Below are 12,636 nucleotides of genomic sequence, written 5' to 3'. Positions count from 1 at the left end.
TGGATGGTGAAAGGACCTTAAAACAACACGCTTATATAGAAAAAGAAAGAGGTGCTTGGTACGAAGAAAAATATTCTGGAAACAAAGCATTGTGCAATAAAGGGGGCGTTCATGATGGGGATAGATTTGTTAATATCGATGATATTCAAGAAGAAGAAATAAATGAAAACTGCTGTAAAAAATGCCTTAAAATTTATAAAAAATATAACTCATGATAGCACCACAAGAACTACGTTTAGGAAACTGGATCAATATAAACGGTTCTCCATTTCAAATAGAATTGCCGGACTTTAATTTGATCGTAAATAAGAACGGTAAAAGCACTTATGAACCCATAGAGCTGAATGAGGACTGGCTTTTGAAGCTGGGCTATGAACGTGATAAAAATGAGTATTGCGTATCCGGACATGATAGGTTTAATGTTTTCCAATCTGTAAAAGGACCTTACATATTTTGCGATGATGAAAAATCAATACGATATGTAAGGTATGTTCACGAATTGCAGAACTTATTTTTCGCCCTTACCGGGGAAGAACTTAAAATTAAAGAATCATGAATCTACAATTGTCTTTAAAAAAGAAATGGTTTGACATGACTAAAGCCAAAATTAAACCGGAAGATTACAGAGAGATAACACCATATTGGTGTAGTAGATTGTTGCAATTTAAATCACAAAATATAAAACAATCAAATTTTGAAGCATTGTTTAATCTGAATAACTATCAATTTGTCATTGACTTTATAAACGAGAATTACGATTTAAAACATTTCGATTTAAATGTTATGACTTTAGGCTATCCTTCAAAAGGCGACACTGAAAGAATTTTAAAACTGGAACACGCAGGAATTGAAATCAGAGAAGGGAATCCAGAATGGGGCGCAGAACCCGGTAAACTTTATTTTGTAATAAAACACGGAAAAATACTATGAAACATATTATAATAACAATACTAGCACTAATATTTGTTTTAGCATTACTTTACTCTGGTATAGCATTTTACTATTTAACATTTAATCCTTCCAAATGGAGTGAATCGGCAAGACAATTTTTTTCTGTATTTGGATTTTTGGGAACTATAATAGTAATAGGTGCTTCCATAGGAATGTATATTGACTTAAAAAAATTAAAATAACATGAAACAGTTAGAGATAAAAACAAATAAAAGACTCCTTATTGTGGAGGGCGGATTTATGTATTATCACAATGGGAGCCCTTTAAAATACATCTGCAAAGGCTCAGATCTTACTGAGGAAGTAGCTGAAGAATTTTCAAAACCAGTAAAAAGTTCTCATGGTAAAGATGGCTTTATAAATTATCTGTATGAGTCAAAAGAAATAGTTTATAGTCCTGCTTTCGTAACCGCTTTAGAATCCTTTATTTCCGCCATAGAATCAAAAGGCTTTATCTGGGGTGTAAATAAGGTTAAATATCCTAATAAAGAAAGCTATGGTTATCATGATAACATAAACATTTTGGATGACCCGCCGGGGTGGGATGAAAAAGAATTTTACGAGGATTTGGATAAATGGCGGGAAGCCGAATCAATGACCTTCAACCCATCAAAATGTATAATCTTTGAAATACTGTAAAGATGAAAGTAATACACCATATGAGTATAAACCTTGAAGGAATACTCAGGAACTATAAAGGGAAGAAAATTAATATTTTCAACGATGAAAACGGCAAAATAATGTCTGATAAGGAAGCGCGAAAGGTTATTGCTGAACTACAGGCAAAAGGACACAAACTAATGTCTTGTAACCCTGAAAAATGCATTGGCTTTGATCCATTCGGAGGTGGTTGTCCTGGACATGAAGTTGAAGAGTAATTACGGATACCCATAATACAAAACCAAATAACCAAACTAAATTAGAACTATGAAAGAATTTATTAACGAATGTATGCTATTCAGGAATAAGGACACAGAATTGAGAATAATCGGTGCGCTTGCTTGGTTTTGGATTGCCTGTGTGGTGTACTTGCTTTTCTATCTGTTTTAGTATCTTTACTCCATGGAAAACATGCAAGAAATAGAGAGGCAATTCTTTGAAGCTTTAGAAGTTGAATTTAAAAAATCAGGTGGTAACAATGGAATAGATCACAATATAATAGATCCTATTTTAAAAATGCCATTAGAACAAAGAAATGAATACATATCCAAGCTTTTAAAAGAAAAGAAGATAGTCAAAATTAACCACCTTAACGGAACAAGCTACACGCTGCCAAAATAAAGCCCCTGAATTAACAGGGGTATTTTATTGGAATTTTTCATAATGGTTTTCTCTTAGCCATTGGTTTAACTTGTTTCTTAATTTCATTAGAAAATATGGATCATCTTTAGGGTAGTAAATGTCTGTGAAGTCCATGGAGTCTATACCATTTTCTTTACATGTTCTTTTATCGTATGCCACGCCAATTATAACATCTTCTTCCGTAGCTTTTGCAACAAGAAGTGATTCATTATCTTCTATTATCTCAAAGATAGGCTCTTTACATTTTCCCTTCATATAAAATTTTTTAGTGGTTAAAAATTATTTCTGCAAATAAACGTAAAAGTTTCTTTGGTATCTAAAACCTGCCAATTTTTACAGAGTTAGTTATTCCTAAAAAAATTGTTAGTAAAAACTATAAAAAAAGTTAGAAAATACTTTTTTAACCACACGATTCTTCGTAACTTTACTATAAAGCAGTTGGTTATGAAGATGGGGAAGCCTAATTATTGCACAGTGTGCGGGAAAGATTTTATACCATTTAGGATAGGTCAGGAAGTATGTGGATGGAGCTGTGCAATTGCTCTAGGCAAATCAAATGTTCAGAAGCAAAACGCTAAAGCTTGGAGAAAAGAGAAGAAGATCAGGAAGGAGAAGCTAAAGACTCACAAGGACTGGCTGCAAGATCTGCAAAAAGACTTCAATACATTTATTCGATTAAGAGATAGAGATCAGCCTTGTATAAGCTGTGGAACTACGAGAACGGATATTAAGTATGACGCAGGGCATTTTTGGGCTACAGGAGGATTTCCTAATGTGAGATTTGATGAAGATAATTGCCACAAGCAATGCAGTAACAATTGCAACTTTAAAAAGTCAGGGAATATTAACGAATATCGTCCGAGGCTTATTGAAAAAATAGGGATTGAAAGATTCGATGCTTTAGAGTTCAGAGCGAGAAATGGAGTTTTGAAATTGTCAATTCCAGAGATAAAAGAAAAGATTGAGTATTACCGCTCAAAGATTAGGGAAATGAAGAAGAAAGCGGTTGTGTGATATGATTTAATTGTTGTTGAATTACCAAGCACAGATGATGAGTGCAGAGGGGGTGGAGAGTTGGTTGATGAAGGAGGGTGCTTGGTGTTTATTTTTAAATGAATAAGATGAATCAAAAACAAATGTTTCTAGAGCTTTTCAAAACACATAAACTAAAGAATTACAGAAAAACTATGGTTGGTTTTGGTTCTTTACTTTGGAGGATTGTAAGACATACAGATAAAGACATTTATGCCTATGGTTTTAAAGACTTTATATTGGGGGAATATCGGGTTTTATACTCAGGGAATAATAAGTTAAAAATCCTAACTCCTTTAGTTATTTCTATTATCGGCATTGTGCTTAATATGTTTTGGATTCCATTTGTAGTAATTACGTATATACCGTACAGTTATTTTGAAGGTGCAAAAAATTGGATTACAGATAGTGGGTGGATTGACAATGTTAGATTATTCAATTGGGTTAATTTAATTCTTGTGGTTGCTTTAACGATAACATTGATTATTAAGTGGTAATTAAAACGTGATGCTAGCATATAGGTAATGCGATAGGCGAGTATGATAAATACTATTACGAAAGAATCCGGTTCGAGTCCGGAGCATAAGCGAAGTGACTGTATCGACAGACAGCCCGGAAAGACGGGCAACCAAAGAACAGTGGCGGGTGAATCCGCTTATGAAGTCGATAAGGAAAGGATCGTGTATAACACTATGTTGGAATAGAAGTTCAGTAAATAACACGAAGATAGTACGGTCCTGAAAGGTAAATGAAAATATTAAGACTTATCCCATTTAATGGTGTGAACTAACATTTACTATAGATCCCATTGTTCTTTTAAAAAAAATGAAGTATAATATCCATATTATATAATCCATAGGGCAAGTATGGTTGACTGATAGGAAAGACTATCATTTTAGATTGATTTAATGCAGTAGGAACTATTTTTTTCATATTAATATTTTGTGATTTGGTGTCCCGCTGCTGTAATAGGTAGCGGGTTTTTAATTTAGGGAGTATGAATGCAAAATTTAATTTGTTGGGAATGGAGGGTAAAGAAAAAATGATTGAAAGAATTGCAATGAGTACTAATCAGTCTTACGAAAAAGTAGAAGCTGATATAAATTCATTGATAAGTATGGGTGTTAGTTCGAATACTGCATCTAAAGCTTTAAAGGAGCTAAGTGATGAGATTCGAAATGTTAAAATCAGTTATCCCCAAAAAAGAAGAAAACCTACGAACTACACCAAGCCACGTAACCGAAAGAAGAAAAATAAATACTAAACTAATTTTCTATGACAAAGGATCAGTTTTTAAAAGGTAGAGATATTTATGATAGAATAGATTGGCTTGAAATACAAATCAAGCGTCTAACAGAAGCGTTGGGTGAAATAGAAGAAAAAGGATCGACCAAGCGATTGAGATTAAAGGTTGAAGTAAATGATCTTAGTTCATTTGGAGACCATTGTCCATCAAGAGAGTTTTCCAGAAAGTTCTTAAAAGATTTTATCCAAGAGTATGATAGCGAGTTGAAAAGTCTTGAAGAAGAGCTAAGCAAAATTTAAAGCAATAATTTTCTATGGCAGAGGGAGTGACAGGGAGTGCGGTGAATGAATAAAGAAAAAGAAATGGCAAAGAAGAAGAGTGAAGATAATGAAGGGAGAATGCCGGACGGTAAGTTTGCGGAAGGGAATACTATTTCTGTAGGCAACGAAGGTGGAAGGCCAATGAAGTTTGAAACGCCAGCAGAATTAGAGTCTTTCTGTAAAGGTTACTTTGAATGGGCTGATAAAAACCCATGGATAAAAAATGACGTTGTAAAAGGTGGTGAATTCGCCGGAACTCCACTACAAATTCCAACACAAAGACCATATACTTTAATTGCGCTTTGTCATTACTTAGGAATCGCTCATGCAACCTGGAAATTATATGAAGAAAGAACGGAGTTTGTGGAAGTCACAACATGGGCGAGAGAAAAAATAAACAACCAGCAGATAGAGGGAGCAATGGTTGGAGCTTTTAATGCTAACCTAACAGCAAGACTTCAGGGCCTATCAGATAAACAAGAGCAAAAGCATATTGGAGATAAAGACAATCCAATAGAAATAAAAGAACAAACAAAAATCATTTTCACACGTGGTTTTGGAGATTCCAAATAAGTTTGAGCCATTGTTTGAATGGTTGCAATATAAAAGAGGTGGTAAAGATGAAACTAAACCGCCTTTTTCCGTTGCTATACTGACAGGTGGAAGAAACTCTTTCAAATCATTCACGGCTTCTGTAATGCTTGCTGAAGCTGTCTCTTCTTATAATCACAGAATACTGTATACCAGATACACTATGACATCTACAGAAGACTCGGTAATTCCAGAATTCAAGGAAAAGCTTGACCTTCTTAATTATGGAGATCGTTTCAACATAAACAAAGACAGGATTATTTACAAAGAAGGAGAAAAGGAAGAAACAGAGACGACGCCAAAGGTAATATTCAAAGGTATCAAGACTTCTGCCGGAAACCAAACAGCAAATCTTAAATCTCTAAAAGGGTTTTCAATTTTCGTACTGGAAGAAGCTGAGGAAATGCCATCGTTTTCAGAATGGGATAAGATCCGAAAGTCGATAAGAGCAAAAGATGTATTTAACCTATGTATTTTGATTCTTAACCCGACAACAAAGGAACATTGGGTACATAAAGAATTTTTTGAAGAAAGAGGTATTCCGGATGGATGGAATGGTGTCAAGGATGGTGTTTGCTATATTCATACCACTTACAAAGATGGCCAAAGAGATTGGACAGCCGACCATATTATGGAGGACTTTGAGAAAACAGAAGAGGCGTATCACCAATACTTATCGACGCCAATAAAAGAACGAGACGCATTACCTGAAAAAATAAAGAAATGGCATAACTACTATGCGCATTCAGTTCTTGGTGGCTGGCTTGACAAAGCTGAAGGTGTTGTGTTTACGGATTGGGTTATCGGTCCTTATCAGGAAATCAATTCAACCCTTCATGGTCAGGATTTCGGTTTTTCCGTCGATCCTACAACACTAGTAAGCGCATCGATTGATAAGGTCCGTAAAAAGATCTACTTGCGAGAGGAATTATATAAAACCCACCTAACCACAACGGATATTTACGAAGCAAACAAAAGAGTCGCTGGTACCCGAAAAGTTTATGCCGATTCAGCAGAACCAAGATTGATTGAAGAGTTGAGAAAACGAGGGAATAATATCGAAGCTGTAGAGAAAGGACCGGGGAGCGTTTCCGCTGGAATTGCTTTAATGCAGGATTATCAGCTTGTGATAGATCCGGGAAGTATAAACCTTATCAAAGAACTGAACAACTACGTTTGGAGTGATAAGAAGTCAAGCGTTCCGGTAGATGCTTATAACCATCTAATTGATGCTTGCCGGTATGCGTGCTACAAAGAATTAAAAACAAGCCGAAACGTTGATTTAAAGAAGCTCGGCAGAATGTTAGGATAATAAAAAATACTATATATGGATTTGAAAGGATTAGATGCAGAGGAAATAGTAAAGAAGCTGGATAAATTAAGACCGAACACGGACTATTTATCGAAAGCTGTTCTGCAGTACAATGTGGAAACTCACGAAATTTTCACCAATAAAACGAAATACCCGGATAAGCTGGTGGAAACCGAAGAAGGAACAACCTCACAGCCTATTAACCGTATCGGATTTGCTATCCAGCAGATGATTGTTGATAAGATTGTTGCTTTTGGTTTTGGGAAGCCGGTTTCTTACATTCCAACTGATGCTAAAGTCTGGCCGTTGGTTCAATCGGTACTAGATCAGAATAAAAGCGTTTCGTTAACCCGGAATATCGCAAGACAGATATACGGTGCAACTAAGGGAGCGGAGATTTGGTATTTGACACCGGAAGCAGATAGATTGCGAGTAAAACAACTATTACCAACTGAAGGTGATGTTTTCTATCCTGTCTTTGAAAACGGAGACATGACGGCATTTGTTCGTGAGATTACAGTAAAGGACGAAAACGACAAGGAAGTCGAATATCGTGAGATTTATACTGCTGAAGAAAAGATCGTGCTTAAAAAGGAGTCTCAATGGATTGAAGAAAGCCGAGAACGAAACATCATTGGTAAAATACCGGTTGTATATGGATCTCAAAAGAAAACCGAATGGGATATTGTTCAGCCACTTATCGAACGTTTGGAAGAGCTTGCTTCCGGTCACGCTGAAATTAATGACTATCATGTTGCACCGAAAATAAAAGCAAAAGGAGAAATAAGCGGATTCGCTAAAAAAGGAGAAAAGGGGGCTATTTTCGAAATGGAGAAAGACGGCGAACTTGACTACATGACGTGGAATAACAATACAGACTCCTATAAGCTCGAATTCGACAACCTATGGAATATTATTTTCAAAATCACTCAGACGCCTGATATTTCCTTCGACAAACTTAAATCAATGGGAGCTATATCCGGGGTAGCAGCCCAGTATTACTTCATGGATATTCATTTGAAAGTTGAAATGAAGCGTGAAATATGGGATGATTATCTGGCGAGGCGTATCAATATAATCAAAGCATTCCTGGCAAATGTACTCAGCACTAAAGATGCTAGAAAGCTGGAAGAACTAGAAGTTGATATTGTTTACAATCCGTACATGATTAATGATATGAAAGAGAAGATCAGCTATCTTATGGATGCAACAGGAGGACAGGCTATAATGTCTGTTGAGACAGCTATGCGTAATCTTGGTATTGATGATCCAGTTGAAGAAATGAATAGGATTCGTGACGAAAATAGTAGTGCATCAGAAACAGAGAACTCTCAAACGTTTGGATTATGAAAAAGAAAACGATAAAAATTCCGATATACTTTGGAGATTTCATTATCATTTTAGATCCGGAAGAATGGAAGAACGTAAACAGCATTTATCAAAATCGTCTGCAATGGGATAGACCGGCCGACGAAAGAGATGAGGCGTTTGTTTTTGATGATTGCCACGATGGATATTCCAAGTATGTAGTATGCTTTAGAGATCGGCCTAAAAACAGTGTTATTACTCATGAGTGTGTTCACCTTGTCAACAAGCTATTCAAAGACCGTGGTCAAAAGTTAGATATTGAAAACGACGAGGCTCAGGCTTACATGACAGGGTGGTTTTTTGATCAAATAGAAAAATTCTTCAATGGACTTCGACAAACAACATAGAAAAAGAGTAGAGCAGTATTTAAGACGAGTTGAAAAACTTTTCAATGACCTTGTTGAAAGTATTGTTTTTTCTTCCCTTCCAGTAACTTTAAAGGAGGGGCTTTTTCAGTTCCGAAAATATCCAAAGATAACCAAGTATATCGAAGATGTTTTCAATCAATTCAACTCGGATCTGCGTGAATTGATAACGGTTTCTACTGCTTACTCATGGAATGTTGGAGATTTGAAGAATGATGCATTAAAACTTGCAACGCTCAACAGTATTTCCGGGAAAATTCCGGTTGAAATCTTGAATAAACTCAAAGAAGCGCCTATGCCTCGTAATGCTGAAGCATTAAACGCGTTTCAAGAGCGAAAGATTGGTAAATTCACTATTTCAGACCGTGTATGGTCAATTACTCAGAACACGAAGAAAGAGCTTGAATTTGCGCTTGATTTGGGACTGTCTGAGGGTAAAAGCGCTCAGCAATTAGCCAGGGAAATAAAAAAGTATCTTAGAGAGCCTGACAGGCTTTACAGAAGAGTTCGAGATAAGCACGGAAATCTTACTTTGAGCAAAAATGCTAAAGCCTATAAACCGGGACAAGGTGTATATCGAAGTAGTATGGCAAATGCTGTTCGCCTAACCAAAGAAGAAAACAATCTGGCTTATCGGGAATCGGACCAGCTTCGCATAATGCAGAACAATGATATTGTTGGTTATCAAATTCAGCTAAGTAACGCGCATAAAATTGTTGACATCTGTGATGATCTTAAAGGTTTCTATCCGAAAAACTTCATTTGGAAAGGCTGGCATATCGGCTGCATGTGTCAACGGTTCACTGTCCGCAAAACAGACAAAGAAATCATTGATGAGATCAACAAAGGGATGAATTTACCGCCCGAAAGATCTGAGAATTATATTTCTGATGTTCCAGAACAGTTTAAAACATACATGGACGAAAACAAAGCAAAAATGGAAGGTTGGAAAACTCAGCCATCTTTTATGGTTGACAACAAGAAGTTTTTACACTAGAAATTTTGTAATTTTACTGGATGATCTCGCACCAAGAACAAAAACTATATGATGAATTAACGGAAGGCTGTAATTTTATGCCACTTCCGGACAAGCTTTTATTAATGGTTGAAAACTGCAACTTTACCGGAGAAATTCACCCCGAATTCCCGTTTATATGCTATCATTTTCATTCATATTCTTACACTAAAAGACAGTATGAAAGCCTTTGTGATTTTCATGTGAGGCTGTTGGAACAAGTTCAGCAGCATAAAATGTTGTCTGATAATGTGGCGAACACTCTTATTGTTCTACGAGAACCGTTAGCGCATTCAGGACAGCCAGAATACGAAGCTAAAAACATTGCGTACTGGAAAGAAATAGTAGAAAACACTCCCGAAATAAGATTTAGATCAGAATTTATTAAATATTTGAAATAACCATAAAAAATAAAAAAATGCTAATTGAAGTTAAAACTAACGGAACAATGACTAGATTTATTAATATTAATCATATAGTCATGATAGAGAATGGACATCAGGGAGGGGTATTAATTTACTTGAATGGAATGGAAAGCATATTTTCATCTGAAGATATTCATAGTCTTCAATTACGAATAAACGAAGCTTTTGATAAGTCTAAAAAATAAAATAGCCCCTTAACTGGGGCTATTTTTGTTAATTACTTTTTTTGAATATTGGGATTGCCTCCCTTTTCAATTACAGACCTTTGTCCGGAGTTAGTGGACGGAATCTGCCTGCTTGTTCCAGCGCTATTTCCTCCTGAAGTTTGATTGTTATTACTTCCTGAAGAAGTGCTGGAGTTTTGATTGTTATCACTCATTTTATTAGGTTTAGTTGTTATTAAATTTACAAAGAAAAATAATGTTAGCGCAATTGCGCTAGAATAAATAAGCCAGAGCCCTTTTTTAATACATCTATTCTGTTTTGATATAGGCTCTTGATTATCATTAAAACTTCCTCTATTTATGCTTATTTCAAACAAATAGACATCTTCAACTTCGTTTGTTAGAAGTTCATCCATGTTATGAAATCCAATTCCATGAAATAATTTCCTAGGACGCATTGCCATTATCAAATTACATATTCCTATTATATTCAAAATTATAGGAATAAAAAATACGCAAATCCAAAAATAGGAAGTGGCAATTTTATCAAAAACTGAAAACGAAATAGGTATAAACAATGCAGATATAGCGGTAATTGTTCCTGCTTTGGCATTGTTTCCATCTACGCTAGATAATTGATCATTTAATAATTCTCTTGATTTTAGAGCTAATAATTCTGGTGTTTCCATAATATAGTTTATTACAAGTTTAATTTTATATTTTGTGGAGACTACTCCGTGGGGTTAATTTATCCAAGCCATCTAAATTTTCCATTCTCTACAGTAAAATAAAAATCAACTTTATGATGGTCGGCAACATAAATTATAAAGTCATGGAACTGTTGAATTCTTTTTCTTTTTATTTCTTCATCATATTCAAGATCGGTATAAAAAGAATGCTGTGTATTAGTGCAATCAACTCCTAAAGCTATACACCTTCTTTTTATAACAGCTTTAATGTCTTTTTCAATTCTACTCCTTTTTTGATCTTCCCATTTATCGTACCGATTAACAAGCTTTTTATATTCACCCCTAAATTTTTCCATGACTATTTTGTTTATGTTTCTGTAGCAAATATAAATACTTTAATTTACGTATGCAATATTTTTATAAATTATTTTATGTATATTTACTAAAATTTTGTAAACTATTACGTTTATGGTATATTTGAACATGCAATTTAGAATCAAAGAAGTAGCTAAAAGAAAAGGGAAAACACTTCAGGAGATGTGTGAAAAGATTGGTATAAGTTACATAGACTTTAATCAAAGACTTAAAAGAGGACCGAAGATGGAATTAATACAGAAATGTGCTGATGCGCTTGAATGTTCCGTGTTTGAATTAATTGAAGAAGATGAAAACTTCACTCACCTTTATAACTCTAAAAATGAATTCTACGGAATTGGGAAAAAGTAACCCCGCGAAAGGCGGGGATTTCCTTTCCATTATTTCAAAATTACTTCAATTTTTGGATTGTAAGTTGATACGGCATTACCGTCTCTAAATCCGAATACCTCTTTTTCAAGTTCAATATTCAGATCTAACCCCGGATTCGATTTCAGAAATTCGTCGATATTTCTTTTAAGAGCTGTTTTCAAATCCTCAATTTCTTTTTTTATTTCTGCTGTTGTTTTACTGTTCATTTCAATTCAAATTTATAACATAATACTGGATGGTTAATTTGTCCAGGAGCTTAGTATTCTGCACTATAAAATAGTTTCCACATTTAATCGGCTGCATTGATTTAATTTATTAATTATCCTAGATTCATCTTAAGATTTTAAATCTAAACCTGCCAAAATCTTTAAATGTTGAATAGCCGTTTCTTTCAGAGAACAATGTAGTTGTTTTGTTCTTATCTCTGATTAGAATTCCATATTTTCCAAAGAATTTAAACCAAAAGAATCCATAGCCAGAATTATATGCGAACAAGCTTCTAATGTCGCTTTTCGGTGTGTTTTCCATATTCCAATTCAATATTAATTTTTACGAGTTCATTGTAAATATAAGATCCGTTGTTTCCCAACTGAGCGTATGCTTCATTCTTTATACGGTCAAAAATTCCAGAAGCTTTTTCTTCACCAATTAGTTTTATAAGCTTTTGTTTTTGAGCATAAATTCTATCTGCTTCTCTAACATGGCTTAATAATCCTGGGAAGCACCCAATTACTGAAGCAATTCCAATTGCTTTATTAATTTTTTCTATCACCTTCTCATCCATTCCAAAACCTTTTGCGTATCAAACAATAATTTCTTTTTCCTTCTCCTTCCTTCATAGCCTCCTATGATCAGTTCATCAGGATAATATTGACAACGTAGAAGCGCATACACTTCTTTCTGTCCCTTTCCTGTTACCTCGCAAAATTCCGATAAATCCATTGTTATTTTTTGAACCATGGATAGTCTGTTAAATGCTACCAAAAGTTCATTAAGTGTCATATCCGACGTTCTCATACTTCCCAAATCTCCCCTCATAAAAATAATACCGTGGTTATAATAGTAAAATTACGAAATATCGTGTGTAAAACCAACAAATGCTATTGAAA

Annotated in this window: 25 protein-coding genes; 19 read left to right on the top strand and 6 right to left on the bottom strand. The window is 34.9% G+C overall.

Annotation, left to right across the window (positions count from 1 at the left end; translation table 11 throughout):
* The 7 genes from FFS26_RS22560 to FFS26_RS14800 form a co-directional block, all read left to right on the top strand.
* Positions 1 to 215, top strand: a 215-nt coding sequence (locus tag FFS26_RS22560; RefSeq protein WP_171006326.1) for a hypothetical protein, incomplete at its 5' end; no start/stop codon positions are given.
* Complete coding sequence (locus FFS26_RS14825; RefSeq protein ID WP_137905413.1) at positions 212 to 556, top strand: hypothetical protein; 345 nt, start codon at positions 212 to 214, stop codon at positions 554 to 556. The genes FFS26_RS22560 and FFS26_RS14825, both read left to right, overlap by 4 nt.
* Positions 553 to 930, top strand: a complete 378-nt coding sequence (locus FFS26_RS14820; RefSeq protein ID WP_137905412.1) for a hypothetical protein — start codon at positions 553 to 555, stop codon at positions 928 to 930. The genes FFS26_RS14825 and FFS26_RS14820 overlap by 4 nt, the downstream gene beginning before the upstream one ends.
* Positions 927 to 1,133, top strand: a complete 207-nt coding sequence (locus FFS26_RS14815; protein WP_137905411.1) for a hypothetical protein — start codon at positions 927 to 929, stop codon at positions 1,131 to 1,133. Before FFS26_RS14820 ends, FFS26_RS14815 begins: the two co-directional genes overlap by 4 nt.
* Position 1,134: 1 nt before the next feature.
* Entirely contained in the window at positions 1,135 to 1,590 is a 456-nt protein-coding gene (locus FFS26_RS14810; protein ID WP_137905410.1) for a hypothetical protein, read from the top strand.
* A 20-nt stretch (positions 1,591 to 1,610) separates the two neighbouring features.
* A complete protein-coding gene (locus FFS26_RS14805) occupies positions 1,611 to 1,829 on the top strand; it encodes a hypothetical protein (protein WP_137905409.1) in 219 nt (72 codons plus the stop codon).
* A gap of 193 nt (positions 1,830 to 2,022) precedes the next feature.
* A complete protein-coding gene (locus FFS26_RS14800; protein WP_137905408.1) occupies positions 2,023 to 2,232 on the top strand; it encodes a hypothetical protein in 210 nt (69 codons plus the stop codon).
* A gap of 24 nt (positions 2,233 to 2,256) precedes the next feature.
* Here the strand turns inward: FFS26_RS14800 and FFS26_RS14795 are convergent, their stop codons facing one another.
* The gene (locus tag FFS26_RS14795; RefSeq protein ID WP_137905407.1) at positions 2,257 to 2,508 is read right to left on the bottom strand and encodes a hypothetical protein; all 252 of its coding nucleotides are present in this window, start codon (positions 2,506 to 2,508) and stop codon (positions 2,257 to 2,259) included.
* 105 nt (positions 2,509 to 2,613) lie between these two features.
* On the opposite strand from FFS26_RS14795, the gene FFS26_RS14790 reads away from it, so the two are divergent.
* The 11 genes from FFS26_RS14790 to FFS26_RS14745 all read left to right on the top strand — a co-directional run bounded on the left by FFS26_RS14790 (position 2,614) and on the right by FFS26_RS14745 (position 9,903).
* Positions 2,614 to 3,267, top strand: a complete 654-nt coding sequence (locus FFS26_RS14790) for a recombination protein NinG (protein WP_228449442.1) — start codon at positions 2,614 to 2,616, stop codon at positions 3,265 to 3,267.
* Positions 3,268 to 3,374: 107 nt separating this feature from the next.
* The gene (locus FFS26_RS14785) at positions 3,375 to 3,782 is read left to right on the top strand and encodes a hypothetical protein (protein ID WP_137905406.1); all 408 of its coding nucleotides are present in this window, start codon (positions 3,375 to 3,377) and stop codon (positions 3,780 to 3,782) included.
* 42 nt (positions 3,783 to 3,824) lie between these two features.
* Entirely contained in the window at positions 3,825 to 3,989 is a 165-nt protein-coding gene (locus FFS26_RS22555) for a hypothetical protein (protein ID WP_171006325.1), read from the top strand.
* A 293-nt stretch (positions 3,990 to 4,282) separates the two neighbouring features.
* Positions 4,283 to 4,549, top strand: a complete 267-nt coding sequence (locus FFS26_RS14780; protein ID WP_137905405.1) for a hypothetical protein — start codon at positions 4,283 to 4,285, stop codon at positions 4,547 to 4,549.
* A gap of 11 nt (positions 4,550 to 4,560) precedes the next feature.
* Complete coding sequence (locus tag FFS26_RS14775; protein ID WP_137905404.1) at positions 4,561 to 4,830, top strand: hypothetical protein; 270 nt, start codon at positions 4,561 to 4,563, stop codon at positions 4,828 to 4,830.
* A gap of 63 nt (positions 4,831 to 4,893) precedes the next feature.
* Entirely contained in the window at positions 4,894 to 5,424 is a 531-nt protein-coding gene (locus FFS26_RS14770) for a terminase small subunit (RefSeq protein WP_171006324.1), read from the top strand.
* Positions 5,408 to 6,754, top strand: coding sequence for a PBSX family phage terminase large subunit (locus tag FFS26_RS14765; RefSeq protein ID WP_171006323.1), 1,347 nt, complete (start codon positions 5,408 to 5,410; stop codon positions 6,752 to 6,754). The genes FFS26_RS14770 and FFS26_RS14765 overlap by 17 nt, the downstream gene beginning before the upstream one ends.
* A gap of 15 nt (positions 6,755 to 6,769) precedes the next feature.
* Positions 6,770 to 8,104 (top strand): phage portal protein, encoded by a 1,335-nt coding sequence (locus FFS26_RS14760; RefSeq protein WP_137905401.1) that lies wholly within the window; start codon positions 6,770 to 6,772, stop codon positions 8,102 to 8,104.
* A complete protein-coding gene (locus FFS26_RS14755; RefSeq protein WP_137905400.1) occupies positions 8,101 to 8,469 on the top strand; it encodes a hypothetical protein in 369 nt (122 codons plus the stop codon). The genes FFS26_RS14760 and FFS26_RS14755 overlap by 4 nt, the downstream gene beginning before the upstream one ends.
* The gene (locus tag FFS26_RS14750) at positions 8,447 to 9,484 is read left to right on the top strand and encodes a hypothetical protein (RefSeq protein WP_137905399.1); all 1,038 of its coding nucleotides are present in this window, start codon (positions 8,447 to 8,449) and stop codon (positions 9,482 to 9,484) included. Before FFS26_RS14755 ends, FFS26_RS14750 begins: the two co-directional genes overlap by 23 nt.
* 20 nt (positions 9,485 to 9,504) lie before the next feature.
* Positions 9,505 to 9,903 (top strand): hypothetical protein, encoded by a 399-nt coding sequence (locus tag FFS26_RS14745; RefSeq protein WP_137905398.1) that lies wholly within the window; start codon positions 9,505 to 9,507, stop codon positions 9,901 to 9,903.
* Positions 9,904 to 10,144: 241 nt separating this feature from the next.
* On the opposite strand, the gene FFS26_RS14740 is transcribed toward FFS26_RS14745, so the two are convergent.
* On the bottom strand, positions 10,145 to 10,780 hold the full coding sequence (locus FFS26_RS14740; RefSeq protein WP_137905397.1) for a hypothetical protein: 636 nt from the start codon (positions 10,778 to 10,780) through the stop codon (positions 10,145 to 10,147).
* A gap of 59 nt (positions 10,781 to 10,839) precedes the next feature.
* The gene (locus FFS26_RS14735; protein ID WP_137905396.1) at positions 10,840 to 11,136 is read right to left on the bottom strand and encodes a hypothetical protein; all 297 of its coding nucleotides are present in this window, start codon (positions 11,134 to 11,136) and stop codon (positions 10,840 to 10,842) included.
* Positions 11,137 to 11,248: 112 nt separating this feature from the next.
* Between FFS26_RS14735 and FFS26_RS14730 the strand changes: the two genes are divergently transcribed.
* Positions 11,249 to 11,506, top strand: a complete 258-nt coding sequence (locus FFS26_RS14730; protein WP_137905395.1) for a helix-turn-helix domain-containing protein — start codon at positions 11,249 to 11,251, stop codon at positions 11,504 to 11,506.
* A gap of 29 nt (positions 11,507 to 11,535) precedes the next feature.
* On the opposite strand, the gene FFS26_RS14725 is transcribed toward FFS26_RS14730, so the two are convergent.
* The 3 genes from FFS26_RS14725 to FFS26_RS14715 all read right to left on the bottom strand — a co-directional run bounded on the left by FFS26_RS14725 (position 11,536) and on the right by FFS26_RS14715 (position 12,565).
* Positions 11,536 to 11,733 carry a hypothetical protein gene (locus FFS26_RS14725; RefSeq protein WP_137905394.1) on the bottom strand — a complete coding sequence of 66 codons (198 nt, stop codon included), beginning with the start codon at positions 11,731 to 11,733 and terminating at the stop codon, positions 11,536 to 11,538.
* 293 nt (positions 11,734 to 12,026) lie between these two features.
* Positions 12,027 to 12,311 carry a hypothetical protein gene (locus FFS26_RS14720; RefSeq protein ID WP_137905393.1) on the bottom strand — a complete coding sequence of 95 codons (285 nt, stop codon included), beginning with the start codon at positions 12,309 to 12,311 and terminating at the stop codon, positions 12,027 to 12,029.
* Complete coding sequence (locus FFS26_RS14715; protein WP_002984522.1) at positions 12,296 to 12,565, bottom strand: hypothetical protein; 270 nt, start codon at positions 12,563 to 12,565, stop codon at positions 12,296 to 12,298. The genes FFS26_RS14720 and FFS26_RS14715 overlap by 16 nt, the downstream gene beginning before the upstream one ends.
* Positions 12,566 to 12,636: the final 71 nt, after the last annotated feature.

This window comes from Chryseobacterium sp. 2VB, assembly GCF_005503635.1.
Classification (GTDB): Bacteria; Bacteroidota; Bacteroidia; order Flavobacteriales; family Weeksellaceae; genus Chryseobacterium; species Chryseobacterium cupriresistens.
The sequence above is the reverse complement of the archived record's forward strand: the minus strand, read 5'-3'. Positions and strand labels throughout refer to the sequence as shown.